Raw genomic sequence first — 25,240 nt, 5'->3', positions numbered from 1 at the left:
GGAGCAATCTAACGATTATTGAGCGTCAGCTACATTGTCTTTAGTGATCTTTTTGTAGGAGATCCATACGTATTGGTTGTCAGTGATGTCGAAGCCTACGGTTTCTTTGGTAGGTGTTTCGCCTTTAGCCAGCAGGGACGCCAGGACGATTGCCGCTTTACCCTGATTGTTAGCGTCGTTCAGTACAGTACCGAGCATAGTACCGTCTTGCAGCGCTTGAACCGCTGGAGCAGTTGCATCAACGCCTACTACCGGCATGTATTTGTCGCCAGTGAAGTATCCTTGAGCTTTCAGAGCTTCAATTGCACCGAGAGCCATGTCATCGTTGTTGGCAAGAACGGCTTCAATCTTGTCGCCGTGGGAGCCGAGGAAGGCTGCCATTTTTTCCTGTCCTTTTACGCGATCCCACATTGCAGTATCTTCAGCCAATTTCTCAACCTTGATGCCGGCATCTTCGATAGCCTGGATGGAGTAGGTGGTACGCAGCTCAGCATCCTGGTGTCCCGGTTCGCCTTTGAGCATTACGTATTGCAGCACGCCGTCGCCGTTCTTGTCAGCTTCAGGGTGAGCCTTCCAGTAGTCAACAATCAGCTGGCCGGACATCGTACCGGACTCTTCTGCTTTTGCGCCTACATAATAAACTTTATCCCATTTCTTCATATCTTCAGGAAGCGGTTCGCGGTTCAGGAATACAACCGGAATGTCAGCTGTTTTTGCTTTGTCGATGATAACACCTGCAGCTGTGCGGTCAACCGGGTTGATCAGCATGCCGTCATATTTTTTGGTGACGAACAAATCCACCTTGTCATTTTGTGTAGGCTGGGAGTTCTGGCTGTCTACAATATCTACAGTGGCGATGCCTTTGGCAGCAGTATCAATGGCGTTTCGGACACCCGTCATGAAAGTATCATCAAATTTGTAGATCGCTACGCCAACCTTTGGAGTTTCAGCAGCTGAACCAGAGTTTGCAGTTGCAGGAGCGTTGCCTGTGTTAGCTTTGTTACCAGTGTCAGCAGCGTTATTGTTGCCGCCGCAGCCTGCAAGAGCAGCACCCAGCAAAGCACTAGCAAGTAAAACGGAAGTGATTTTTTTCATAATCAATTGACCTCCTGAGGATATTTCTTTTTTGTTATCCCGGTGTGTCCCGGGTACATCCTTATTATGCCCTACATGAAAACGGTTGCGAATATAAAATACTACTCATTTTCATGAAAATTCTAATGTCTAAAATCTGATTTACTCCTATCTGACAAAAGGGAACAGCAGCTTCTGGTTCTCGGGCCATAGCATATTCTCCAGATCAATCAGCTTGGTACCAGTGTCCACCCGCTCTGGAATAGTCACACCTTCAAGCGCTTCTACGGCGTATTTTACGGCTAAATACCCGTTGCTGAAAGGGTTCTGGATCACGGTCGCCTGCACCGTGCCATCTTGCAGCGATTCCATCATGGAAGGGGAACTGTCAAACGCAACCATCTTTATGTTGCCCATTTTTAAGCTTTGTATGACTTTGGCTGCTCCCTGGGATGCTATTTCATTCAAGGTGGCAATCCCGCGCAGATTCGGATGCTTCTCCAGCATTTCCCGGGTCAGGGTCTCGGCCTCCATCGTGCTTGAGGAAGTGTAGGAGATCTGCACCACTTTGACATTCGGATAACGGGCTGCGTAATTGAGGAATCCTTTCTCGCGCTCATCCGCATCTCTGGCCCCGTAATCAATGCTGCCTGTAGACCCCGGGCCCGCATTCAAAGAGGAGTTGGTGAAATTGATAATTCCGACTTCGCCATATCCCTGCAAAAGCTGGATCAGCCTCTCCGCAGATTTCTGTCCCGCTTCATAACCGTTCGACCCTACATAGGCCTGTACCCTGGCTGATCCGACTTCCGCATCAACTGAAATCACAGGGATTCTGTAATATGCTGCCTGGTCTACGACCTGAGCCAGTCCCATATAGCTGCTGGCAGCGAGAATAATCACATCCGCCTTCTCTTTAATGGATTCCTCCACCATAACCACCTGCTCATCGATATCACTCTCCGAATCCGGCGCTTTGAACGTCAGCTTGACATTGAATTCCTTCGCTGCAGCTTCCGCTCCCAGCTTCACCGTATTCCAGTAATCCCCTTTATTCATCTTGACGATCAAATGAATATTGCGCGTCTTGTTCGTACTGATGTAAGCAGGTGACGAATTAAAGCAAGACGACACGGAGATCCAGAGCACCCCGCACAGCAGCAGAGTCAGCCAAAAACGTATGCTTCTCACCGGTTTGTCTCCTCCTTCTCCTCTTCCAGTCCTTCACCGGCCAGGCGGGCCGGGAATGTGATGGTGACGATTGTGCCTTCCTCAATTTCGCTCTGAAAAGCAAGCCCATATTCGCGGCCATAATATAAGCCGATCCGTTCATGAACATTCCGTACGCCGACTCCAGACCCGCTTCCGCTTTTAACGCCTCCGCTCAGAATCACGTTCATCGTTTCCATGGACATCCCGAGGCCGTTGTCACTGACCCTGATGATAATGAGTCCATCCTGAAGCTCAGCGCTGATCGAGATCAGCCCTTCATCCGGCATCATTTCGATCCCATGGTAAAGTGCATTCTCAACGATTGGCTGCAGGATCAGCTTAATCGTCTGGTACTGTAATACTTCATCCTGTGCCGTTATTTCGTAACGGAACTTATTTTTGAAACGGAAGCTCTGAATCACCAGGTAATGGCGGATATGATCCAGCTCCTCCTGGATGGTAATTATATTCTTGCCCTTGCTCAGACTGATCCGGAAAAATTTCGAAAGGGACTGAATCATCGTGACGACCTCATCCGTTTTGCCGCGCTCTGCCAGCCGGATGACCGAATTCAGTGTGTTGTATAAAAAATGAGGGTTGATCTGCGACTGCAGGACTTCAAGCTCGCCTTTGCGTTTGGTCTCCTGCTCATAGATGATCTGATCCATCAGCTGCCGGATACGCTGGAGCATCATATTGAAGCGTTTGGACAGCTGCTCCACCTCGTAGGCGCCGCTGACATTGATCGGGGTATTGAGATCTCCCTCGCCCACCTGCTTGACCGTACGCTCCAGCTTGCGGATCGGACTTGCAATCAGCCAGGACAGGAACACAGATACGGCGGTTACACACACCAGGACAACTGCGAGGAACCAGGACAGAAATTGGTTCAGATCGCGTTTGGTCGTTACAATCTCATCATAGTAAGCGACACCGACGATCTTCCAGCCGGTCTGAGCCAGCGTGCGCACGGTAATAAACCGCTTCTCTCCGGTGGACTCATCCAGATAGCTGCGGAAGGCATATTCCAGCACCGGCTCTACATTCTCATATTTGAGGCCGGCATAGATCAGCTGCTGCTGCGGATGGTAGACGATATTCCCGAGCGGATCGAGAATGTAAGCGTATCCTCTTTTACCGAGCTTCACTTGCCGGCTTAGCTCATCAATCGTCCTGAAATTGAAATCCAGCAGCAGGACACCGGTTTTCAGCTCACCCTTCTCCCTGTACTGAATCATTTTGCTGATCGATACGACCCAGGTATACCGTCCCTTGAACAAATTCTGAATATGCGGGGCTGAGTAGGATATCTCCGAGGTCCGCTTGGCCGTAGTGAACCAGCTCTGGCTCTCCAGCTGAGTGTTCAGGCGCATGCTTTGACCAGGCGTACCTACTACATATTTGCCCTGTGGTGTAAAAACAGCCATGGATACCAGGTCCTCACGGCTGCTCATTAGTGTGTACATCCGTTCATAGAGCAACGGAGAGTCAATGGATTGACTCGTGGTGATCTGCTTCTCCGCCGTCTCAAAAATACTGCCCATCCCTTTAACATACAGCTCCAGATTATAATTCACCTGCTCGATAATCTGCTGCATATTGAGATTGGCATTCTCCTCCGCCGTGTTGGCAAACTTCCCGTACAGCATAATGCTGACGATCACCGCTACTGCCACAGTGACCGCCGTAAAAGTCAGGGTAATAATTAGCTGAATGCTGCGCAGCTTGGACGACAGGCGGATTTTGCCTCTCTTGCGGGGCTGCGGGCGAAGCGGAAAGAAAGTACCCTTCGGCTTATTCATGGGTTATCCTCCCCGCGAGCTGTTCTTATACTCTTTGGGTGACTGTCCGTATTTCTTGCGGAAGCAGAAGCTGAAATAGTTCGGATCGGCAAAACCGATCCGCTCGGCGATTTCAAAGGCCTTCAGCTCGGTCGAGCGCAGCATTTCCTTCGCCGCCTCCAGCCGGATCTGCAGCAGATAGCTGACAAAGGTCATCTTCATTTCTTTCTTGAAAATACTGCTGAAATAACCTGTGCTGATATGCAGATGCTGGCATACCTTGCCGATGGAAATGTCGGACTCCTCATAATGGGCACGGATATAATCCTTGGCCTGGTCAATCAGCTGCTTATAGCTCGACTGCCGCTCGGATGCAATGGTATCCATCAGCCGGCTGCACACCGTGATAATCCACTGCTTGGCTTCCCCCATATTGTTGAACTTATTAAGCTCGGTCAGCGATGAAATGCCTGAGCCGATAAAGTCATTCGTTTCACTTCCGGATTCCTTGGCCACCCGCAGAATCGATGTAATGATCTCCAGCAGGAAAATCTGATAATCCTGTGTCGAGACCTGCGCCGTATCCAGTCCCCCGAACAGCTCGTCCACTACTTCCCGCAGCTCCTGGACTGTACCCAGCTTGATCGTGCGGATCAGCGACTGCTGGGTCAGCTCATCATAGGCCAGCATCTGGCTGGATCTCGACTCCACATCCTCAATCCAGATCACACGGTTGTTGCCGAGAATCAGCCGGTAATCCAGTGCCTGCAGTGCATCCCCGAAGGAATTGAACAGCATGGACGGCATCCGGCATACCGTTCCTGCACCTGCAGTCACTGTGAGTTTCAGGAAACGTTGTACATTCTGGCGGATTTCTTCAAGAATGGTGAAGGTTCTGGCTGTCATTTCGCTCTCATCGGTTCCCTGGCTCACGGAGAGCAGCACCACATCATCGCGGTGGATGAACACCTTGCCGAAGCTGTGCTTCTGGCAGATTTCCTCGGCAATATTCAGGACGGCAAAGAGCTGCAGATTACGGTCCCCGGTGTCACGCAGGGATACCGGCCTGGCCTCAGGAACGCCGGAGCTTCTGTCCGGACGGATATAATCAATGCTGATAACAGAGGATTGAAATAGCTCCCCGCTCAGATTGATGCCATATTCTGCGCTTTTCTCGGTAATTTCTACGGAGCGCAGACGGCGTGACACAAGAGAGGACAGGAACTGCTCACGCAGCACCGGCAGGCTCTTGCGGTAATGCTCGCTGAGCACGAATACATTCTCCTTCTCGGCAATCTCGGTCTCAATAGCAGCTCTAACCTTCAGCAGGACATCAATCAGCTCCTGAGAAGAGAAGGGCTTAAGAATATATTCATCAATCTGCAGCTTAATCGCCTTCTGGGCATATTCGAATTCATCATAGCCGGTCAGAATGATTATCTTCGTGTTAGGGTGACGGCTACGGATCCATTCCGCCAGCTGCAGTCCATTCATGAACGGCATTTGGATATCGGTAACCACCACATCCGGCAGCAACCGGTCTATCGCATCTGCGGCTTCACGGCCGTTCTCCGCCTGTTCCACCACTTCAAATCCGTATTTCTCCCAGTCGATCTGGGCGATAATGCCTTCTCTTACATCTTCCTCGTCTTCGGCGAGAATTAATTTATACATGCTTCATCCCTCTTCGGATATCGTTTGGAGTTTTACAGCATTATAATAGCTGATTCAGTAAGCTCAATCTATGTTTAAATAATGAAAGCTGCAGTAGCGGATCAAGTCAAATATGGGGAGCAATTCACTATATAGGCTGAGTGCATTTATTGCAAGTAAATATTATGTACATACATAGTGCGAATCCATTACAGAATGAAATTCCCCGGACCGCCTGACGCCGCTACATTCCTGAATCACACTCCTATAGGTGAGGTGCGGTCCATCCCGCTTCATGAACAATAAGTGGAATTTGGACACTTAATTTCATCATATAATTGGGCACCACCATTGTAAGTGGAATAACAACACTTACTCCCTTGATTCGAGCGCCAGGTGACGAATGGTGGATAAATAAATGTATTTTTTCCAACTACTGTTCAAGAAACGTCTGTTCCGGCAAAATTAGATGCTCTTTTTCCACTAATTACTTGAGGAAACGTCTTCGTCGCTGTCAATCATGAATAAGGACTACCGTTTCAGAAGGAAATAGATGGGTATGTTATCGTGTGAGACTTATAAATTCTGTGAATCGGCATAAAAAAAACCATCCCGCTTATGCCGGGATGGGGATGTTCGGTCACGTATAGGAATTATAGCAATGCTTTGTTGAAGCGGTAGCCTGTTGTCTTTTCGAACCCGATATGGCGGTAAAAGGCATGTGCCGGTGCACGCTCCACGCGGTTGCCGCTTCGCAGGAACAGCTGGCAGCAGCCTTGATGGCGTGCCCATTCTTCCGCTGCGGATACGAGTCTTTTGCCAAGGCCTTGTCCTCTAAGTTCCTCTGATACGATCAGCGCGGTAATTTCCGTAATACAATCTGCATGTTTGTAATAGGACTTCACCTGCCGGAGTCCGATCATTCCCACAACTTCGTTATTGAGTTCTGCGACCATTGTGCAGTGGAGCGGATCATGCTCCATGCCTTCCATTCTCTCTTTCATCACGCTAAGCGTCGTCGGATAGCCGAATTCCCGCAGAAGGGCTGTAACTCTCTCCAGATCATTCATGCCACATTTGCGAATTTGCAGTACCTGCTCCTGAGTACTACTGTTCATCCTCGTATACCTCCACTTTTAGCATAGACGCCGCCTGCTTGGCCGTCGTCCGCGCGATTTCCACATCTTCCGCTGAACTGAGTGTTACTGCCATCCGCCGTCCAGGGCGGATCTCCGGTTTGCCGAATACACGGACTTGCGTTCGGGGAAAGGTTAGCGCCTTATCTATCCCGGTTACTGCAAAAGCTTGTCCAGTTCCTTCGGCCTTCAGGGTAGCTGAAGCACCCGGTGTTAACAAACGTACCGATTCCAGCGGAAATCCAAGAATGGCTCTGACATGCAGAGCAAATTCCGACAAATCCTGCGTAATCATTGTAACCATACCTGTGTCATGCGGTCTGGGTGATACTTCGCTGAACAGTACCCCGTCCGGGGTCAGAAACAGCTCCACTCCAAAAATCCCATATCCGCCAAGCTCATCCGTAACGGCCCGGGCCATCGACTGTGCTTCGGCAAGCAGCGCTTCACTCATCTGATGCGGCTGCCAGGACTCCACATAATCGCCATCCTTCTGGATGTGGCCGATCGGCGGACAAAATACGGTTCCGCTAACCGAGCGGACGGTAAGTAGTGTAATTTCACTCTCAAAAGTGACAAAAGCTTCTACAATGACGCGTGTACCTTTGGCACGTGCTCCTTCCAGAGCCGTATTCCAGCATTCTGCGGCATCCTCAGGTGTCCTGCAAATACTCTGTCCCTTGCCGGAAGAGCTCATGATCGGCTTGATCACACACGGTGTTCCAAGCTCACTTACGGCCTGGTGAAGTTCGTCCAGACTGTCAGCGAACCGGTATCCGGCGGTCGGCAGACCCAACTCTTCAGCCGCAAGGCGGCGGATGCCTTCCCGGTCCATCGTCAGTCTAGCGCTACGTGCGGTCGGTACCACGAGGAAACCTTCTTCCTCCAGTTCCACCAGCGCTCCGGTAGCAATGGCTTCGATCTCGGGGACAATCAAATCCGGTTTCTCTGAACGGATTAATTGCTTCAGTGCCTCTGCATCCAGCATATCCAGTACATAAGAGCGGTGGGCTACACCCATCGCCGGTGCAGCTTCATAACGATCCACAGCTACGGTCTCTACGCCAAGGCGCTGAGCTTCGATAATGACTTCCTTACCCAGTTCACCGCTGCCGAGCAGCAGCAGCTTCTTACTCCGGGCTGAAAAAGGAGCTCCCCACATTGTCGACTCCAACCTCTTTTCGCAAATTTGACTGCCGACTTCTCTATTTCTGTAAATTGTCGCAGTTTCATTGTAAATTTTCAGGCTTCTTTATTTTCATCCATCAACCAGCAGATTGCAAGCATTCTTCGACATTTTCCTACAAACTTCACAGATGACTGTCCACCATATTGACGAAAGATTGCTCCATGAGCGATAATTCGCGGGCAATTTGGCCCCAGTGCTGCGCTGAATCACCCCCTTTCAGGAGTTCCGACATGGCCGCTTCCTGCTCGGCCAGACCTTCACGCAGCTGCTCTGCGGCAAGGGAAAGTGCCGCCGCTGCCGCACCGGTATAGAAAGACAGCAGCCGTTCTTCCTGGCTTACAGCCGCAGCAGCAATAGCCTCCTTGAACCAGTGCTCGGCAGCTGTGCGGATGTCTGCCCGTCCAGGGCCTTCAAAGAAATAACGCGGTGATCTGAAGCGGCTCCACAGTGCTGCCCAATCCAGAGGGGCTAGGGAGCAATCGAGCTTTGCCGGGACGGGCCAGCGCTCGTCTGAATTCTCCAGAAGCTGAAGCTCCTGACCCGGGATGGAAAGTTCTGCGGCTGCGGCTGCAGCCGCCTGAGTTACCAGCCTGCGCCCTGCCGCCTCCAGCCTCAGGGTGGTCGCCCACAGCTCCTGCTCCAGTTCACGCAGGATACTGCGCTCCAGCTCCCGGCCGCAGGCAATGAAGATGTCTTTCAGATGACCGCCCTCTTCCCGGAGGATAGAGGGATGGAACGATTCCTGAAAGGAACGGCCGAAGGAGAAGGACAGGCGCTGCCGGACATGATAGAGAAGCTCCTCACCCTCCCGGCGCAGATCCCGGATGGGCCGCTCTTCCCGCTCAAGCTGTGCCAGCCGGAGGCCTGCGTCATCCCGGCGCTGCCGGAACCGCCGCAGCCCTTCTTCCCGCTGGTCCGCTGCCATAAGCGCCATATGCTGCCATTCCTCCGCGCGGAGCCGGACCGAGCTTAGGCTATCCCTCGCCGCCGCCAGTGACAGGCGTGGCAGCTCCTCACCCGCAAATTCAGACAGCGCTTCTTCGAAGCTGCTGAATCCGGAAGCCTCGTAGGACTCCCGTACCCCGCGCGACTTGCCCTCCAGGGCAAGCAGACTAGACAAGGCATAGATCCGCGGGGAGGTCAGGCCGCCGGCACGCAGATTCTGCGTCACATGCTGCTTCACTTCTTCCAGCTCTGCCTCGTCTGAAGCGAGGTCGGACGCATTGATGATGAAGAACATTTTATCTAGGGCAAAGCTGTCCTTGATTCTTCCCAGCTGGGCCAGGAGACTGCGGTCGGCTTTGGAGAAGGCATGATTATAGTAGGTCACGAAGCAGATCGCATCCGCATTCTTCATGTAGCCAAAGGTTACACCGGTATGCCGGGCATGTAAGGAATCCGCTCCGGGGGTGTCAACCAATACGATGCCGCTCCGTGTCAGAGGGCTGTCATAATATAGGTCAGTACTCTGCACGAAGCAGGCCCGTTTCTCATCGGCTACCAGGCTGCGGTATTCCTGAAGGCTGACTGTACGCTCTGTTCCGAGCAGCGGGCCGGATTCCTCCCAGCCCGCTGCCGCTGCGCGCAAGAATCCGGCATGCGGCAGCGAGGACGGATGAAGCCCGCTGGTCTGCAGGCGGGCCACCGCTGCAGTCCAGGTGGTGTGCTGCGGCGGTGCCAGCTGCAGCACACTGAAGGAATGGAGGATATCGTCCCAGAAATCCTCCGCTGACTTCATGGTCACGGCCGCAGTCGCGTGGGCGAATCCGCCCTCGGGGGCCAGTATGCGGCCGACGGCAGCCGTGGCGGGATGCGGAGACACAGGCAGCACCTCTTCGCCCAGCAGGGCGTTGGCGAAGGAGGACTTGCCGGCGCTGAACGCTCCGAACAGCGCCATCGTAAAGCGGCCGCCGGCGAGGTCCTCCGCCCGCGCCGCCAGGCTGCGCGCAGCCGAGGCCATGGCCGGCTCCTCGCGCAGCAGCCCGGCCGCAGCGTGCAGCGCCGCTGCGGCCTGCGTCAGCCGGCGGCGCCCGCCCGCCGGCGAAGCCGTACCCGCCGCCCACGGTGCGGCGGCGGGGTGAGCAGCCGCTGCGCTGCGCGGCGGCTGCTCAGGGCTGGCGGCGCAAGGCGCGCCAGCCGTAAGGGCCCTCACCTCCGGCAGGACGCCGGGGGTGAGGGTACGGCGCGGCGGCAGCAGCGCCGCGAGTTCGCCCGCGCGCGCGCGGCCGCGCGCGGTCCAGAGCGGCCAGCGCGGCGTGCGCGTGCGCCTGCCGCTGCAGGGCCGCTTCGCGGCGCGAGAGCTCCGCGCGCCGCTCGTCCAGCAGCGGCGGCGGCTGGGCCAGCAGCTGCTCGCCGAAGGCCAGAGCCGCGCGGCGGAACTGTGCCTTAATTTCTGCCGCAAGCGTGCGGCAGAAATTAAGCAGCGCCTCGCCCGACGACCCGGTCCCCGGCTTCACCTGATCCGCCAGCCACTGCTGGCTCACCGCCGGGAACGCCTGCTTCAGCAGCGGCTCTGCCCCTTCCTGCCACAGCCCTGCGCCTTCAGCCCAGTCACGCACGAGCTGGAGTATATGCCACTCCAGCTGGGCAGTGATCTCTCTCTGCTGAAGCCCGTGCCAGTGGAGAAGCCGCGTTGCCTGCTCCTTCTCCCGCTTCGCCGCGGTGAACAATAGCCCGCGCCGGAAACCCGGGCTGCTGCTCTCGATATAAGCTCCAGCAGCATCCCTTACATCGGCTGGCATCAGATTGCTGTTGCCAAGCAGGGCATCCAGCTTACTGCGCAGCTCCAGCCGCATCCGCTCCGGCAGCTGCACGAGCAGCTCCTCAGCCTGCGAAATTTCCCGGATTTCTGCCTCCACCGCTTCCTTACCGGCATCCCCGGCCGCTTCCAGTAACTGAGAGCGCTCCTCCTGCTGCTCCTCGCGGTAAGCTGCAAGCACCGCAGCCGCCGTATGGTGGATGGAACGGGACAGACTGTAGCCGAGCAGTTCTTTTCGCTGCTCCAGCAGAGCTGCAATTACCGCGAGCAGATCATCCCATTGGTTCAGAGGGTGATCCTTCACTTTGAGTGAAGTGAACAACAGACCAGCGGAATGAATCCCCCATTCCCGGAAAGCGCTTTCCACTTGCTGCCGGTATTCCACTATGGAGATTTCCAGTTCTCTGTGCTTGTCGATCTGATTGATGATAAGGTACAGCGGCTTGCCCCAGTCGCTGAGACTTTTGGCAAACGCCAGATTATTCTCCGATTGCACATGGTTGTAATCCATAACGTAGAACACGGCATCAGCCAAATGCAGCGCCGAGTGAGTCGCCGCCTGATGCCCCTCATCGGTGGAATCCACCCCCGGAGTATCCATTAGAACGCCGTGCTTCCCCAGCAGCGGGACTTCCTCCCAGACCTCAATCGCTAAATATTCAGCACCCTGGCGGCAGTACTCCTGCAGCCGGTCTGGTGTAGTTTCTATTGCCGGTGCATGACTCCCAGGTGCCTCCGGATCTGCATGAAGCACTACCCGCGGAGCCCCGCTGCGGATCGATACAATATTGGCGCTGGTTGGAACCGGACCTGATGGCAGCACTGCTTTTCCGCATAGGCCATTAATCATACTGGATTTACCCGCAGAGAAATGTCCGCAGAAGGCAAGGGTCAATTCTCCCGCTTGCTCTTTAAGTATCAAATCTGCTGCTATCTGCGCACTATTCTGTTCGCCCCAGCTCTCCAGCTTCTGCTTCAGCAGCATAAGCGTTGACGTACTGGATATTACTTCCCTCATCCTGCTCCGTTCTGCTCCCACACCAACCCCACCTTCTGCAATCTACAACATGTGCATCCATTTATTTATAGATAAGAATAGATAAGCTTCGGGCTTCCACTTATGTGAAGCTATAACATTAGTATGTTTATCTGATCAGCAAGAATAGAATAATTACATTTTATCATCAGATTGTCACAAATCAACTAGCCACTTTTACAAAATCAGCTATAATCCTTCACGAAAAACAAGACTTCGCTGGACTAATCGACCCCTTGACAGATGATTCCAGATTTATTACTATATCCATAATGGATATATCATAGTTGGATATAACCAATTACGATATATATCTTAGGTTCTTCTATTATCGGACAGGAGGTGTGTAATGACCAAGAATAACCCATTGCAAACGGAGCAATTATCCGACTCAGCTTATTATATTCTGCTCGCGTTGCTCACTCCGAAGCACGGCTATGCAATCATGAAGTACATCGAAGAGCTAACCGAAGGCGAAGTCAGGATGGGACCCGCTACACTCTATACACTAATCAAGAAACTGCAGAAATCCGGCTACATTCTATTGAACGAGGATGAGGATGAACGGCGCAAGACCTATCAGATTACTTCAAGCGGAACGGGTCTGGTGGAGGCTGAGATTGAACGGAGACTGCGCATGTCGAGGCACGGGAATATAGCACAGCTAAATGCTAAGGAGGCGTTGACTCATGAAAACTAATAAGCAGACACGGTACATTCCGTCTAAAGGACTGGCTTTTGCCGAGCAGAATGAAATGACTAAACTAAGCAGGTTGTCGGAGAAAGGCTGGCTGCTGGAGCGGTTCTCCCTGTTTGGTTCTGGCTTCATTGTCCGCAGAGGTCCAGCGCATAAGCAAATTTATTGTCTGGACATCCAGCATGTGCCGCAGAAGGACCAGAATGAGTACCGTGAAATGTTCGCTGACAGCGGCTGGGGTTATGTGTGTTCCGCCGGGGATATGCATATCTTCGTTGCTGAACCGGGAACCGTTCCCATTCATACAGACCGCTCAACACTCTATGAGAAATACCGCAAAATCACCCGTGCCAGCAAAGTTTTCGCTATTGTAGTCATGCTGCTGACGCTCATCACTTGTGTGCTGCTATATCTTTCCCGGCAGGTGTGGGACCATCAGCTGCTTCAAAACATCTCGCATGTTTCCCTGCTGCTGTGTGCCGTGTTCTTCCTGCCTTCTCTTATGGTTTACATTGCCTATTCTCTAAGGCTTAGAGCGTTCTCAGATTAGCCAACCACGCATATAACACCACACTCACTAAGGCCTTATCTTCGATGATTACTCAGGAATTTGCCGGGTCCCAGACATATATATTCTTATCGTTTGACGCAAAAAGCCGGCCCTCGGGCCGGCTCTTTGTACATATGAATTGCTATTAAGCTGTTTCCAGGACTGGAAGCAGGATTTCGAACACTTTACCGTGCTGCAGAATGGTAAGGCCGCGGGCTTTGTCCTTCATAACAACCACTTCAGGCTTCACGGACATACGTTCCAGGTAGAACTCAGGCACATCGCCGGAATGGCTGATTGTGATGCCCTCTACTTCCTGCTCTTCATTTTCTTCCATAGGGCTGTCCACCACACGGTCAAAAATATCGGAGAACGCTTCAAAATTATCGGTGTATACAGAAATGCACTTCATCTCTATCCCATCCTCTTCTTCATCTCTAAATCTTTGTTTGATTTCGTATGAACCTTATCTTTCCTGATTACAGCGGTTTTCATACGTTTTTTGCCTTCCCGGCATACATCCAGCAGCGGGCAGACCTGACATTGCGGATTCTGCGACTTACAGTGATAACGCCCGAAAAAGATCAGCCGGTGGTGCGTTAACGTCCATTCGTCACGCGGCACCGCCTTCATCAGCTTCTTCTCCACTTCCAGCACCGAATCTTTCCAGCCCGCAAGCGCGAGCCGTTTGGCTACCCGTTCCACATGAGTATCCACGGCAATGGCCGGTACGCCGAAAGCGTTGGATATGACCACATTCGCAGTCTTGCGGCCGACACCCGGTAAGGTTACCAGCAAATCATGGGCCTGAGGCACTTCTCCGCCATACTGCTCAATCAGAATGGAGCAGAGGTTCTGAATATGCTTGGCCTTGTTGCGAAATAAGCCAATCCGCCGGATATCCCGCTCGAGCTCTTCAAGCGGCACTGAAATGTAGTCGATTGGAGCTTTATACTTCTGAAACAGGTCCTCGGTCACCTTGTTCACTGTTGCGTCCGTACATTGGGCCGAGAGCAGCACCGCTATAGTTAGCTCAAAAGCGTTACTATGGTTCAGCTCGCAATGCGCATCAGGGAACATGCCTCCGATGGTATCCAGGATGTGGCGGACTTCTGCAACTTTCATAGCGTCCCCTCCACGGAGTACTTACACCCGCAGTTTCATACGGGCATAACTTCTCTAAATAAAAGAAATATAAGCAAAGAATACATTATATCGTATACTTCCATAGCGTTCAAGTGAACACAGCGCTGTCCTTATATTTCAAAAAAAACGTCTTGATTCAGGACAAAATCCTGAATCAAGACGGTGTTTCACACGGAAAATCACCAAAACGATTATTGTTTCACTATTTCCACGATCTTGTCGTTGTTGAAATACATTATAATATTATCATTTTCTTTGAGAGATTGCACGGGTAAAGTCGTGTCACCTTGATGAATATATGCATTTGCCGCAAGTACAAACTTATAATTTTCATTCAGAGTGGCGCGTTTGGTCATGACTTCACTCGTTGCACTCTCATAGCGTGCGAAGGTGCGGCTAAGCTGACTGAATACTGAAATAATAATTACTCCACTGGCATCCTTACGCGCTATCACACGGTCCGCTGTAGTAAGGCCACTCAGATCAGTAGTGGTTACACCGTCACGGGTAATTCTCACCCCAGCACTGGCGGCGAAATTCTGGGACACACCGGAATAATCCTTTACAGTGAAAGTTCTGGCTGCAGCGTCAACCGCAGAGACTTGACCGGAATACTGCTTAACCGATTGCATCGACAATGCTGTGGCTCCGTCAAAGTTAATATTCACATAATCGCCTGTCTTTATTTCACTAAGTGTGATTGTCTGGCCCGCCTCATTACTAAGAGGAACGGCCGCTACATAAATATCGCTGGTTCCGCTGCCTGACTTGACAGTGACTTTGTTAGTATTGGCATTCACTCCTGCAACCTCAAGCTGTACCGATGAGGCTACCCGCAGGACCGAAATTATCTCTTGATTGCCGGTGAGCACTGCAGTTACTGGTACATTCACCGAAACATCTGCCATAGTCGCACTGGTTTTGCCAAATATATCTACGTTAAGCGGATATCCCATGGTCATCAGCTGGCCATTGCTCATTTTGAAAACAATGGTCCTAGTCGAGGCATTAATGGCAGTCAGTATACCGGAATATTTGGTAGATAGCTCAACTGACAATGCCCGCTCATTAATCGAAGTCACATCTACTTTCCGGTTTTCGGCAAGCCTTGCACCCATACTGGTAATTGATGTTGTCGGGGTACCATCATAAGACATCTTAGTATTTGTATCGAGCTTGATTACATGTGCTTTGCCAAGATTATCAGTGAAGGTAAGGAATTGGGTCTTCGCGTTAAAATCAACCACTGTTGCTCCGGTAAACTGATTGATTTGCCGGCTGACCACCTCAATATGGGTCACCTGATCACTGCTGTTCAGCGTAAGCTGAACATTGTCTCCGCCTGTTTTATCAGAGATTAGATCACCTATCACAGGATTAGCCACATTTGGAATTACAATTACCGGTTTACTGGCCAGAAGTTTAACTTCACGGCTGCCATCTGTCTTTTGATAGACAATGGTAGAATCCGTCAACTCATATATAAAGCCCTTAACAGTACGCTCTATACCAGAAGTAACCTCTACAGAACGGATCAGGTTATCCTTGATCGTGTAGGAGACGGCAGCACCTGCCTTCAAATCAGCCGGCAGAAGAATGGAATTCTGGGAACTGAATAATGAAATCCCATCCTCCCACTTAAAGCTTTCCGTTGTTCCGTCTGTATTCTTGAACGTTATGCTCTTGGAAGCCGCATCTACATTCTGAATCGTGCCGGTTGCAGTCTTATTAACTACGCCAGAGGTCACTTGGACCTTCACCACTTTATGAGAACCGCTGAACGTTTCACGGGTCAATCTTATCTTGCTGCCTGCAGTAATCGATGACGGCTGGATCACTGTACCATTCACATCGGTGAATACAGTACCGGCATCATAGTCATACTGATCATAACCCAATGCTGAATCCACCCAGACAATACCTGAAGAGACCTTGGTAAAAGTACCCTCAGCCTGATCGAGTTGTTGTGTCGGATCAGTCAGCTCTACATAAGCTGCGCTATACGTTGCACCGATAACGGTCACTTTGGTGTAGGGCTGTATCTCGTTCAGAGAGATGCGGGTCTCTGAAGTACTTGTGAAATAAGCAGTGTTCGCATTCAAAGTGAAGTCCGTAGTGCTGCCGTTACTAAATAGTGTCAGCTTGCCGTCTTTCAGTGAACTTACCGTTCCTTTGAATGTATTATCGTAGTCAAGCGTGTTGTGCGCCTCAGCACGGCTGAAGAAGGTGGCAAGCTGGGCACGGGTTACTGCGCCCTGCGGGTCGAAGCGGTTGCCGTCCAGTCCGTTGGCCAGGCCTAGATCAACTGCGGTGTTAATATAGCCGCGCTTATTCGCAGATACCTTGGAATCATCGGCAAAACCGGTCGGTTCACCCGCTGCCGCTGCTGCAGATGCACTCTTACCCAGTGCCCGGACCAGTAATTCTGCAACCCACTCTCGGCTGGCCTTGCGTTCTCCCCAAGAGGTCTTCAGGTTATCTACAGCCATTTCTACCGTCTTATCCAGCAGTCCCTGCTGAAATGCTAGCACAACATAAGGCTTGTAATAGTTAGTTACCATGAAATCAGCAGGAAGAACCACATCTGTGCTTGTGTTTACGTTGCCCTGCAGTTTCATAAAGCGCAGCGCCATCAGAACAGCCTCTTGCTGGGTAACGGAGTCACCCGGACGGAATAAGCCGTTATTACCGACAACAATACCTTGGGAAGCCAGCTTGTAAATATGCTTTTCGGCCCAGAAGCCCGTTTTAACATCACTAAATATCCCTGCAGCTGTTGCTGCACTCTGGGTAGTTACCGCTGCAATTGGTGTTCCGGTTGAGGTACTGTCGGCAAACACCGCTCCTGTACCGCCAAGCACCATAGTGCCGGCCAGAACAGCGGACACCGCTTTAGCAGAATAAGACTGAACCTTACGCTTTAATTTTTTGTGACCGGACAATTCGATATTCCCCTCTCCATGGCTTATCTGAATTTCTATGTTGGCTATTTCGTCAGCCATTAGCCTAATTCCTGCGTAATGCTTACAATCCGTTATTCTCTCGGGTCATTGGATGCACGAGGTCCACATGTCCCATCAGGCTCTCGACTTGTTCTCCGTCTACCAGAACATCGATATTCTTCACTTCTTCAAACTGGAAGAAGGTCTTGGATAACGCGCTGATTGCCAGGGCTTCACCGCCTGCACCAAGCTGTGCTTCATCCGGCTTATGAATATCCAGAACAATCTGTCCATTCGTGAATTCCAGAGATTTCAGCTCAATTTTGCTCCAAAGCGGAATCTGGTCGGCATTCTTGCTGCTCTGGAGAGACTTAAAGGCCTCTGAGTATTTTTCTTTGGCATCTGTGAAGCTGACAGAGACTTCGGCCGCCACCAGATCAGTCTGCTGAGGATCTGTATAATAGACCTGGATATTCTGGCTTTGCTTCTCTGGCGCTGCCGGCTGCTCAGTAGCTACAGGAGCTTCCGTAGCTGCAGGCTCCGGCGTACTTGTAGCCTGAGGTGCATTAGTGCTATTAGCACTGCTGGCGTTCCCTGCGTCCCCTTCCGCTCCGCTCGATACGGCGGATGAATCCTGTCCGGCTGCATCGGCCGGTGAGGCGGTTGGTTTGTCACCGCATCCCGAAATTACTGCGAGCAGTAATACTGCTATACCTGCATATGTCAATTTCTTGTTCATCACTAAATAACCCCCTCCATATGAATACGGGCGGGACAGGGCCGCAAAGTCTCTTTGACCCCAATCCATGGCCGAAATCCGACTTTGCGGCCCTGGCTACCGCCCGTTGTTATTGAACCCCGAGATATTCCTTAATCCCGCTTACCATTGATGCAGCAACTTTGTTCTGAAGTGATTCCGTGAACAGAAGTGCCTCATCATTCTTGTTGCTGAGGTAGCCAACTTCAAGCAGTACCGCAGGCATCGTTGTCTCGCGTATAACGTGGAAGTTGCCGTAACGTACGCCCCGGTTACTAAGTCCGGTAGCCTGTACAAGATACTTGTGCATCACATTCGCCAGAGCCTTGCTGGCTTCGCGCTGATAGTAGGTCTCCGTTCCGCTTGCTGCGGAAGAGCCGCTGCTGTTGGCATGGACAGAGATGAATAAATCAGCCTTGAGGTTGTTAGCAATTGCCGCCCTGTCCTTCAGTTCAAGGAAGGTGTCATCACTGCGGGTCAGAACCACGTCAATTTTGTTCTCCTGCTTCAGCAGCTCCGCCGCCTTCAGAATAACAGCCAGATTGAAATTCTTCTCGTATTTACCGGTAACACCAACGGCCCCGGAATCCTTGGCGCCATGCCCGGCATCGAGCACCACCAGTTTACGCCCGCTGTTGCCGGGCTGTGTAGAAGTATCTCCAGTGCTCTGCGCATTCAAATCAATGACAATCAGCTTGGAGACATCGCCCGAAACTTCAACGCTATAATTTCTCGAAGTAGTAAGGTCAATTACAAAACGTACAGTGTACGGGGCGGTACTATAGAGCGAGTAACGCACACCGGATACATCCGGATAATCAGTAACCGTAAGCATACCGTTCAGGTTGGGATCCAGCTGTTGTCCTGTACCGAATACATCCGAGAAAGTGGCATTCGGCAAGTCAATTACAATCCGGTCCGGTCCGCTCACTTTGGAAACCATCGGCTGGGTGTTGCCCTCAAGTGCAATGGTTAGCCTGTTCTCATTGAAGCTGATTCCGTTAATCATGCTCAGGCCGCTTGCCGCATCATCCGGCGGGACTACAACAGTTCCCCCGTCTCCGTTACTTCCACCTGTTTCTGTGTTAGTATCCGGGATTTCCGGGGTAATAAGATCTACAATCTTATTCGTATTGTCCCATTTGACTGTAAGGCCAAACTGCTCTCCGATGAATCTGATCGGCACGAGAGTTGTACCGTTCCGCAGAAGCGGTGACGTCGTCAAGATCACGGTCTTACCGTCTACGGAGGCTGCAGTCTGATTAACGATCAGCTGCATAGTCTTACCTTGCTGTTCAATCGTAACGGTCTTGCTTGTCTGATTCCAGTTCACCTTGTATCCAAGGTTCTCAGCGATCATTCTTAGCGGTACCATAATGGAGTTGTTTACATTTTCCACCGGAACATCCTGCCCTGCGGTCAGTTCCTGTCCATCCAGGAAAATCTTGTTGGTAGCCGCAGCAGCTTGTCCTTGCCCCGGCAGAATCACAACAAAGAACAACAGCAGCAACAGCATACAAGCAAATTTCTTCATTCTTCACCTCTAAGACTCTAGTATTCCGCCCCCAAACGAGCGTTCTTGGTGCAATCCTACTGACAATCTTCGACATAGTTTAGACGCCCGATGAACCTAAAAGTTGCGAATAAATACCATTAAAAATCAGGACTCTTCACACGCAGCTCCCTTGCCACGTTATTTAAAGCCCAAGATATTCTTTAATTCCCGCCACAATTTCCCGTGCCAGATTATTTTGCATCTGCTCGCTGTACATAGCCGCTTCATTTCCCGGATTCGTCAGATAACCTGCCTCCAGCAGTACGGCTGGCATGCTTGTCTCTCTGGTGACATGCAGACTCTTCGATCTGACGCCGTTATCTTTGAATCCTGTACCGGCAACCAGATGCTTTTGCATGATTTGGGCAAGCGGAAGACTTTCGCTGCGGCTGTAATAGGTTTCACTGCCATTGACTTTGTCACGGTTCGGATACCCTACATCCAACGAATTCCCATGCAGCGAAACAAACAGCGTAGCCTTTGCGGCTTCAGCAGTTTTCACTCGGTCCTGCAGACCGAGAGTAACATCAGATGTTCGTGTGTATACAACATTCGCCCAACCCTCTTGTGTCAGAATCGCTCCAACTTTAAGGATAACCGCAAGATTGAAGTCTTTTTCCGCTTTGCCTGTGAGACTGATTGCTCCCGGCTGTGTGCCTCCATGACCTGCATCAAGCGCTACAATTGGCTTGCCGGTAAGTCCTGTATTCACCGGTGTACCAGCTCCGCTATTCTCCGTATTGAGATCTACTGTCACCAGCCCTGTACTGTCATCCGTACTCAGCTGGTAATTCTGGCTGCCTGCGGTTTGGATTACGAACCGGACCGTAGAAGGACTGGTGCTAAATAGCGCATAGCGTATTTCAGATACCAGCGGGTAACCGCTTACGTCCAGCCTTCCCTGCGGACTGCCGCTGGCAGATACCCCCGGAAAGCTACCGCTGAAATCAGAGGCAAACGCAGCTCCCTGAAAATCAACTACAATCCGGTCAGGTCCGGTAATCTTGGTTACCGTAGGCTTGGCACCTCCGGCAACCGCAACAATAAGACGGTTCTCACTGAATACAGCCCCCTTAACAGTCGGGGACGTAACTGCTGGAGTCGGAGAGGCCGTAATGCTGCCCTCGACCTCTTCAGGAATCTCTGTATTGGTCTGAGGCTGCGGTGTCGGAGCAGGGGATTGCACTGCCACCACAGGGCCTGGAGAGGTTGCAGGCGCCACGGTAGCTGAAGGCAGAGGATCTGCAGATACAGGTGTATCCAGAGTTATTCCGCCGCTTAAGTAAACTGTTTTGTCGGAATTATCCCAGCCGACACTGAGTCCGAACTGTTCACTCACGAAACGGATAGGAACCAGTACCGTACCGCCATTCTGCTTGGGAGCGGCATTCAGCAGCAGACTTACGCCATCGGCTTCAGCCGTCTTGCTACCTACTGCAAGCTGTACCGTCTTGCCGTCCTGCTGGACGGTTACTTTGCGGGTGGTCTGCTCCCAGAGCACTTCAAAACCAAGATTCTCCACCACCACCCGGATTGGAATCATAACGCTTCCATTCACGTTTTCAAGGATGACCCCTTTGGGCAGCGCAAGCTCCTTACTGTCCATTACAATCCTTCCCTGGCTGCTTGCGGCAGCGGCAGTATCATGAACGGGGAATGACAGTAACAAGAGCGGCAGCAGCAGTAGGAATAACATCCGTTGTCCGGCTTTCTTCATCCTTTCCTCTCCTTTTGTCAATTGATAGAACCATAGATAAGATTAAGACGACAGAAATCTCCAAAAGTTGCCTTCACAGGCAATGAATATATCGATTATAGCAAAAAAACTTCTATTTCCGACACCGGAAATAGAAGTTTTGTGTAAAAATTGTAAAGTTTACGAATTCTTCGCCAGATGTTCACTCTCTTCCCTGCAAGCATCCCGACATTGCTTAGCCGAAAAGCTTGGCAGCATGACGTTCTTCGTACGCTGCAATCTCATCTGCATGCTGAAGCGTCAGACCGATATCATCCAATCCCTGCAGGAGAAACTGGCGGCGGTGCTCATCCAGTTCAAACGTAATGGCAAGGCCGTATTCATCGCTCAATCTGTTGTTCTCCAAATCTACGGTCAGTGTATAGCCTTCATGCTCTGCGGTACGGCTGAACAGGTCATCCACCTGTGTTTCCGACAGCTTAATCGGCAGAATGCCGTTCTTGAAGCAGTTGTTATAGAAGATGTCGGCATAGGACGGGGCGATTACCACTCTGAACCCGTAATCCAGGATAGCCCAAGGCGCATGCTCCCGGGAGGAGCCGCAGCCGAAGTTCGCACGCGAGATCAGCACGGATGCTCCCTGATAGCGCGGCTTGTTCATCTCAAACGCTGCATTATCATTTCCTGCTTCATCAAAACGCCATTCGTAAAAAAGAAATTGTCCAAACCCGGTACGCTCGATCCGTTTCAGGAATTGCTTCGGAATGATTGCATCCGTATCTACATTAACCCGGTCTACCGGGGCTACGACACCTGTTAATTTTTTAAATTCTTCCATTTGCTGTGTCCTCCTGCTCTCTCAATTATTCTATGAGTTGACGGCTTCCGTCTTGTAATTCCAGTCGCGGACATCGGTGAACCGTCCTTTAATTGCAGCCGCAGCCGCCATGGCAGGAGAGACCAGATGCGTGCGTCCGCCGCGTCCCTGGCGTCCTTCAAAGTTACGGTTGGAGGTCGATGCGCAGCGTTGTCCAGGCTGCAGAACATCCGGATTCATGGCCAGGCACATACTGCAGCCTGCTTCACGCCATTCAAAACCGGCTTCTGTGAAGACCTTGTCCAGACCTTCCTTCTCAGCCTGCAGCTTAACGCGTCCGGAGCCCGGTACAACAATTGCCGTCACCTTATCGGATACCTTATGGCCTTTGGCTACTTGAGCCGCAGCCCGCAAATCCTCAATCCGGCCATTGGTGCAGGAGCCAATAAAGACATAGTCAATACCGATTTCAGAGATAGGCGTACCTGGAGCCAAATCCATATATTCAAGCGCTTTTTCAGCGGCTTTACGTTCGTTCTCAGTGGTGAAGTCTGCAGGATTCGGCACACTGGAGTTAATGTCCGTACCCATTCCCGGGCTGGTGCCCCAGGTAACCTGCGGAATCAGCGTTTCTACATCGAATTCCACTATGGTGTCATATTGTGCGCCTTCATCGCTTACGAGACCTTTCCAGATCTCCACAGCAGCATCATACGCTTCGCCTTGCGGCACATATTGACGTCCGCGCAGATAGTCGAATGTAGTCTCGTCAGGTGCGATCAGGCCGGCTCTCGCTCCGCCTTCAATCGACATATTACAGACTGTCATGCGTTCTTCCATCGACAGTTCACGGATTGCTTCGCCTGTATATTCGATAACATAACCAGTGGCAAAATCCGTACCGTATTTGGCGATGACGCCGAGAATCATATCCTTGGCGGTCACTCCCGGATTACGGTTACCCGTAAAGCGTACTTCCATTGTCTTCGCCTTGGACTGCTGCAGACACTGGGTCGCAAGCACATGTTCAACTTCGCTGGTGCCGATCCCGAAGGCTAGCGCACCAAACGCTCCGTGTGTGGAGGTGTGACTGTCCCCGCAGACAATGGTCTTGCCGGGATGTGTCAGGCCAATTTCCGGCCCCATAACGTGTACAACACCCTGATCAATATCATTCAGATCGAACAGTCTGACACCGAAATCACGGCAGTTCTGTGAAAGGGTATCTATCTGCTGCTTGGAGATCGGATCTGTAATATTGTAGCGGTCCTTGGTAGGCACGTTATGATCCATAGTCGCGAAAGTAAGCCCCGGACGGCGGACCGGACGGCCGCTCAAGCGCAATCCTTCAAAGGCCTGTGGAGAAGTAACCTCATGAACCAGATGCAGATCGATATAGATGATACTTGGCTTGCCTTCCTCTTGATGAATAACGTGATTTTCCCAAATCTTTTCAAACATTGTCTTGTTGCCCATGAATTTCACCTCATATAGTAGAATCGTTCCATTTGGATGAGAGCGTGGAGTCTCTCTTGAATGTTCTAAATATAACATCAGTACGTTTATAATTCCAAGATATGATTTCTATAGCACTTATAGGTTCATCCTATAGCGCGCGCCTGCAGTACAACCGCCGAAAGTAGTTCCTTACTCTTTAAGCTTCTGCTGTTTCCTTATTGATACGTACCCGCAATGATTCCACGCTGAATGTCCATTTCCAGCTTAATCTCATTAAAAACATCTTCCAGTGTCCTGCTCGGAAGCAGTGTGTTCTGCCTGATATGACTGAGTACGACAGCCGTGCTCCGCTCGAATTTGTGATAATGTTCGCTTTTGACATTGACGAGAACTTGGCTGCAGAGAGCGGTTAATTGCAGGTAATCCGCCAGCACATGCTTCTGCATATAGGCCTGATGAGGCTGTGGCTTAGACCAGAAGCCGGTCTCCCCGTATAGATAGTTATGATTCTCATCCAATGGCTCGATGGCCGAATTATTATGAATAAAATACCCCAGCTGTTCTTCGAGCTCGTCAAATGATTGTATTAATCTTGCCAGAACGCCCATAATACCCCCCCCGTTTATTTCGAAGAACGTATGCCTAGAGCATGCATAAGGGCTCCTGAAGAATAATTTAAGTATATCCCTATGTTCAAAATAAAGATATTTAATATGCAGATTATGTAAGATTATCAACCTGCTGATGCACACCACTCTCTTCGCTGCCAAACATCCACCTATACTAAATCGGATATCTATAGGTTATACTTATAGACAGATTATCCATTCTTTTTAATAAAGGAGCCTATCCGTGGAACTCAGACAATTGCAGTACACACTTCAGATCGCTGCAGAAAGAAACTTCTCACGAGCAGCAGACAAGCTGCATATTGCCCAGCCCTCCTTAAGCCAGCAGCTCTCCAAACTGGAAAAAGAGCTGGGTGTTCTTCTCTTCCAGCGTAATACCAGCTCCGTTGAGCTGACCTATGCCGGGGAGAAATTCGTTGAGCAGGCCCAGGCGATCATTGATGCCGTGGAGCTGCTACGCCAGGAAATGTCCGATATCTCCCAGCTGCGGACCGGACGGGTCGTGGTAGGCAGCATGCCGATCACTGGTGCGCACCTGCTCCCGCATGTACTGCCGGTATTCAAAAGTACATATGCCGAGGTTGAAATCACCCTGCTGGAGGACTCCTCTATGAATCTGGAGAAGCTGACCGCCAGCGGCCAGACGGATCTAAGCCTGCTCTCCCTGCCGCTGGAGATTCCGACTCTGGCTTATGAGGTCCTTGGCGAGGAACGGATCGATCTGGCGGTCCCGCCTGAGCATCCGTTGGCAGCGCGGAGTGCTCTGGGTATCCGCACCTCACTGCATGAGCTTAAGAATGAACCGTTCATCGTGCTCAAAGAAGGTCAGGGCTTCCGTAAAATGACCGTTGAACTCTGCCGTGAAGCCGGTTTTGAGCCGCAGATTGTATTTGAAAGCAATAATATGGAGACCGTTCAGTCGCTTGTAGCCACAGGGATGGGTGTAACGCTGGTGCCCCATTTCATCGCACGTGCTCCGAGGAGTGAATTTGTACCTGTCTACCTGCCTTTGGCTGATCCGGTACCCAGCCGTACCCTGGTGGTCGCTTACCGGCGCGGACGCTACTTATCCCGGGCCGCTGAAGCTTTCATTGAAACCTTCAAAGCAACGGTTGCCGGACTGGCGGACGAATAAACAGCAGAACAATGCAAAT

The 25,240-nt window shown here is 51.4% G+C and carries 20 protein-coding genes; 3 read left to right on the top strand and 17 right to left on the bottom strand.

What is annotated here, in order from left to right:
- Positions 1-15: 15 nt before the first annotated feature.
- The 8 genes from MKX70_RS17965 to MKX70_RS17930 form a co-directional block, all read right to left on the bottom strand.
- Positions 16-1,095, bottom strand: a complete 1,080-nt coding sequence (locus tag MKX70_RS17965; protein ID WP_156123228.1) for a galactose ABC transporter substrate-binding protein — start codon at positions 1,093-1,095, stop codon at positions 16-18.
- Between the two features lie 147 nt (positions 1,096-1,242).
- A complete protein-coding gene (locus MKX70_RS17960) occupies positions 1,243-2,265 on the bottom strand; it encodes a substrate-binding domain-containing protein (protein ID WP_042237544.1) in 1,023 nt (340 codons plus the stop codon).
- A complete protein-coding gene (locus MKX70_RS17955; protein WP_081956590.1) occupies positions 2,262-4,088 on the bottom strand; it encodes a sensor histidine kinase in 1,827 nt (608 codons plus the stop codon). The genes MKX70_RS17960 and MKX70_RS17955 overlap by 4 nt, the downstream gene beginning before the upstream one ends.
- 3 nt (positions 4,089-4,091) lie before the next feature.
- Positions 4,092-5,741, bottom strand: coding sequence for a response regulator transcription factor (locus tag MKX70_RS17950; protein ID WP_042237546.1), 1,650 nt, complete (start codon positions 5,739-5,741; stop codon positions 4,092-4,094).
- A 632-nt stretch (positions 5,742-6,373) separates the two neighbouring features.
- Entirely contained in the window at positions 6,374-6,838 is a 465-nt protein-coding gene (locus MKX70_RS17945) for a GNAT family N-acetyltransferase (RefSeq protein WP_039307750.1), read from the bottom strand.
- Entirely contained in the window at positions 6,828-8,018 is a 1,191-nt protein-coding gene (gene purT / locus MKX70_RS17940) for a formate-dependent phosphoribosylglycinamide formyltransferase (protein ID WP_042237549.1), read from the bottom strand. The genes MKX70_RS17945 and purT overlap by 11 nt, the downstream gene beginning before the upstream one ends.
- Before the next feature lie 148 nt (positions 8,019-8,166).
- The gene (locus MKX70_RS17935; protein ID WP_340840435.1) at positions 8,167-10,197 is read right to left on the bottom strand and encodes a dynamin family protein; all 2,031 of its coding nucleotides are present in this window, start codon (positions 10,195-10,197) and stop codon (positions 8,167-8,169) included.
- Entirely contained in the window at positions 10,154-11,821 is a 1,668-nt protein-coding gene (locus MKX70_RS17930) for a dynamin family protein (RefSeq protein WP_340840434.1), read from the bottom strand. Before MKX70_RS17930 ends, MKX70_RS17935 begins: the two co-directional genes overlap by 44 nt.
- Positions 11,822-12,188: 367 nt before the next feature.
- On the opposite strand from MKX70_RS17930, the gene MKX70_RS17925 reads away from it, so the two are divergent.
- Positions 12,189-12,539 carry a PadR family transcriptional regulator gene (locus MKX70_RS17925; RefSeq protein WP_042237550.1) on the top strand — a complete coding sequence of 117 codons (351 nt, stop codon included), beginning with the start codon at positions 12,189-12,191 and terminating at the stop codon, positions 12,537-12,539.
- Positions 12,529-13,086, top strand: coding sequence for a DUF2812 domain-containing protein (locus MKX70_RS17920; RefSeq protein WP_052416580.1), 558 nt, complete (start codon positions 12,529-12,531; stop codon positions 13,084-13,086). The genes MKX70_RS17925 and MKX70_RS17920 overlap by 11 nt, the downstream gene beginning before the upstream one ends.
- A 145-nt stretch (positions 13,087-13,231) precedes the next feature.
- Here MKX70_RS17920 and MKX70_RS17915 read toward each other — a convergent pair whose 3' ends face one another.
- From MKX70_RS17915 to MKX70_RS17875, 9 genes are all read right to left on the bottom strand, one after another.
- Complete coding sequence (locus MKX70_RS17915; protein WP_039308864.1) at positions 13,232-13,498, bottom strand: hypothetical protein; 267 nt, start codon at positions 13,496-13,498, stop codon at positions 13,232-13,234.
- Positions 13,499-13,500: 2 nt separating this feature from the next.
- Positions 13,501-14,211 (bottom strand): endonuclease III, encoded by a 711-nt coding sequence (nth, locus tag MKX70_RS17910; RefSeq protein WP_042138565.1) that lies wholly within the window; start codon positions 14,209-14,211, stop codon positions 13,501-13,503.
- 212 nt (positions 14,212-14,423) lie between these two features.
- On the bottom strand, positions 14,424-17,234 hold the full coding sequence (locus MKX70_RS17905) for an S-layer homology domain-containing protein (protein WP_340840433.1): 2,811 nt from the start codon (positions 17,232-17,234) through the stop codon (positions 14,424-14,426).
- Positions 17,235-17,256: 22 nt separating this feature from the next.
- The gene (locus MKX70_RS17900; protein WP_042237552.1) at positions 17,257-17,913 is read right to left on the bottom strand and encodes a GerMN domain-containing protein; all 657 of its coding nucleotides are present in this window, start codon (positions 17,911-17,913) and stop codon (positions 17,257-17,259) included.
- Between the two features lie 109 nt (positions 17,914-18,022).
- Positions 18,023-19,465 (bottom strand): N-acetylmuramoyl-L-alanine amidase family protein, encoded by a 1,443-nt coding sequence (locus MKX70_RS17895; RefSeq protein WP_042237553.1) that lies wholly within the window; start codon positions 19,463-19,465, stop codon positions 18,023-18,025.
- Positions 19,466-19,628: 163 nt separating this feature from the next.
- Complete coding sequence (locus tag MKX70_RS17890; protein ID WP_042237555.1) at positions 19,629-21,203, bottom strand: N-acetylmuramoyl-L-alanine amidase family protein; 1,575 nt, start codon at positions 21,201-21,203, stop codon at positions 19,629-19,631.
- Positions 21,204-21,417: 214 nt separating this feature from the next.
- Positions 21,418-22,020 (bottom strand): 3-isopropylmalate dehydratase small subunit, encoded by a 603-nt coding sequence (leuD, locus tag MKX70_RS17885; protein WP_042237556.1) that lies wholly within the window; start codon positions 22,018-22,020, stop codon positions 21,418-21,420.
- A gap of 30 nt (positions 22,021-22,050) precedes the next feature.
- Positions 22,051-23,475, bottom strand: coding sequence for a 3-isopropylmalate dehydratase large subunit (leuC, locus tag MKX70_RS17880; RefSeq protein ID WP_042237558.1), 1,425 nt, complete (start codon positions 23,473-23,475; stop codon positions 22,051-22,053).
- Positions 23,476-23,672: 197 nt separating this feature from the next.
- Complete coding sequence (locus tag MKX70_RS17875; protein WP_042237560.1) at positions 23,673-24,065, bottom strand: hypothetical protein; 393 nt, start codon at positions 24,063-24,065, stop codon at positions 23,673-23,675.
- Between the two features lie 244 nt (positions 24,066-24,309).
- Here MKX70_RS17875 and MKX70_RS17870 point away from each other — a divergent pair, with 244 nt between their 5' ends.
- A complete protein-coding gene (locus MKX70_RS17870; protein WP_042237562.1) occupies positions 24,310-25,221 on the top strand; it encodes a LysR family transcriptional regulator in 912 nt (303 codons plus the stop codon).
- The last annotated feature ends 19 nt before the right edge of the window (positions 25,222-25,240 follow it).

Source organism: Paenibacillus sp. FSL R7-0312, from assembly GCF_038004445.1.
Lineage (GTDB): Bacteria > Bacillota > Bacilli > Paenibacillales > Paenibacillaceae > Paenibacillus_AQ.
This window is presented reverse-complemented; position numbering and strand designations above follow the sequence as displayed.